Origin of the sequence: Streptomyces sp. 150FB, from assembly GCF_000818195.1 — a bacterium.
Lineage (GTDB): Bacteria > Actinomycetota > Actinomycetes > Streptomycetales > Streptomycetaceae > Streptomyces.
Window position 1 is genome coordinate 1 of the sequence record NZ_JTHL01000007.1, and the last position, 2,058, is coordinate 2,058.

2 protein-coding genes are annotated in these 2,058 nt (G+C 67.7%); one reads left to right on the forward strand and one right to left on the reverse strand.

The annotated features are described in order from the left end of the window. Positions 1-300 precede the first annotated feature (300 nt). Positions 301-1,203, forward strand: coding sequence for a sigma-70 family RNA polymerase sigma factor (locus QR77_RS41930; RefSeq protein ID WP_078877983.1), 903 nt, complete (start codon positions 301-303; stop codon positions 1,201-1,203). Positions 1,204-1,287: 84 nt separating this feature from the next. On the opposite strand, the gene QR77_RS41935 is transcribed toward QR77_RS41930, so the two are convergent. Next, positions 1,288-2,043, reverse strand: coding sequence for a helix-turn-helix domain-containing protein (locus QR77_RS41935; RefSeq protein ID WP_040029743.1), 756 nt, complete (start codon positions 2,041-2,043; stop codon positions 1,288-1,290). Between the last annotated feature and the right edge of the window lie 15 nt (positions 2,044-2,058).

Here is a 2,058-nt window from a genome sequence, read left to right on the forward strand (position 1 = left end):
GGTTGGGCGGATCCCGACGATTCGGCTTCGTCGTCTTGTCCCTGACGGCAGGTGGGGCATGTGCGGACCGGTGTTGTGGGCGGTGCCGGCTCCTGTTCGCACGATGATGCGAGTCCTTGCCGCATCACCAGTTCCAGGACCCGCAAGGAGCGTTCCCTGAGGGGGCGAGGCCCGAGGATGGCCAGAGCGATGACCGCGACGACACAGCCGGTCGCCAGGATTGTGCTTGTGGAAAGGATGTTCATGGACAGAAGACCGGGATGTCGGAGGATCGTGACGCGAGTTCGGTGAAGTCGCGTCATGAATCCGGGCCTGGGGCGTCTTCTTGATATGGACGATCGCCATGACACTGCGCTCCAGCCTGTCGGGCCGAGCGACGAAGAACTGATGATGCGGGTACGAGCGGGTGAGCAGACCGCTTTTGACGACTTGTTCCGGCGTCATGCCGGGGCCGTTTGCCGCTACGCCCGCACCATGTGCCGGGATGCGCATACGGCCGAGGACCTGACTGCCGAGGCATTCGTCCGCACCTTGCAGGCCGTGCGCCGTGGCGCCGGGCCGGACACGGCCGTGCGGGCGTATCTGCTGACGTCCGTGCGCCACGTTGCCGCGACGTGGGCGGCATCAGCTGCGCGTACGCAGTCGGTTGACGACTTCTCCGCACTGCCTGTGCGCGCGGTGAACGCGGGTGCCTCGGAGGCACTGATCAGCCCAGGTGCCGAGGCGCAGGCCCTGGAGATCGAAGAACAGTCGCTGGCGATGCGGGCTTTCCACAGTCTGCCTGAGCGCTGGCAGTTTGTGCTGTGGCACGTCACTATCCATCAGAGGGCGCCCCGGGAGGTGGCGCCGATGCTCGGCCTCACTCCCAACGCTGTATCCGTCCTTGTCCAACGTGCCAGAGAAGGCCTGAAGCAGGCGTATCTGCAAGCGAACGTCGCCGCCATGCTGACGCGGGGCCCCGAGTGCCAGCGCTGCGTCGAGCAGCTCGGCCCGTACACCCGCGGAGCACTGGGGAAGCGCGCAGAACGCACCGTTCGCAAGCATCTCAAGGCATGCTCGGTCTGCGGTGTCGTCGCCGGTGAACTCGAAAGCCTCGGCCAGGGACTTCCCGTTGCCTTGCCGTTGGACATCGATGCCTTCTCCGCTGCCGAAATCGAGTACCTCAACTCAATCTTCGGCACGGCGAGAGGCACCGGCCGTTGAGGTAAAGACGTGCGGCCCCGACATCCAGAGCACTCGCTCTCATCACCGTTCTGCCCTTGCTCGCCGCCGCGGCGTCGGGGCTGTCTATCCGTGTTCCGTACCTGCCGTGGTGGTGTCCGCCGGGGGTGTGTCGGGCGTTGTGTGGAGGATGCCGCGGACTTGTTCTGCGGCGCGGAGGATGCTCTCGCTGATGAAGTCGCTGAAGCGGGCGATGTTCTCCAGGCGGGCGGCGGCCGGGGTGTCGCGGCCGAGGACGGTGACACCCTGGCGTGCGGTCTCGGCGACCTGGGCGATACCGCGGGCGCTGGCGATGGTCGACTGGTACCAGATGTCGTCGTCGACGACATAGCGCTCGCGGCGGCGTTCGTCGCGTTCCCGTCGGACGAGGCCCAGGTTTTCGAGGGCCGCGATCGCCTTGGAGACGGAGGCGGGGCTGACCTGGAGACGCTGGACGAGCTCGGCCGCGGTGAGGCTGCCGGCGTCGGTGGTGAAGAGGCAGGTCAGCACTTGGGCGGTCATCTTGGGCAGCCCCTGTTGCATGAAGAGGGTCGTGAACGTCTCCTCGTACTCGCGCACGGCCTCCTCGTCGCGCCCGTGGGCCCGCGCGGGCACCCCCCGCCCCGGGGGCGCGGTCTGCCTGCGCCGGTGGGCGCGGCGTTCGGTCGCACGGTGGGCCAAGTCGGCCCGGTAGGCGATCGGGCCGCCGTTGCGCATCACCTCACGCGTGACCGTCGAGGTGGGACGGTCCAGACGCCGGGCGATCTCCGCGTAGGCCAGGCCGTCGGCCATACCCAGCGCGATCTGCTGACGTTCCTGCTGGGTGAGTCTGCCTCCCGGCACCGCGATCTCCCTTCG

Excerpts from the sequence above, each read along its gene's own strand:
- QR77_RS41930 (WP_078877983.1), top strand. The coding sequence starts at position 301 with ATGAATCCGGGCCTGGGGCGTCTTCTTGATATGGACGATCGCCATGAC.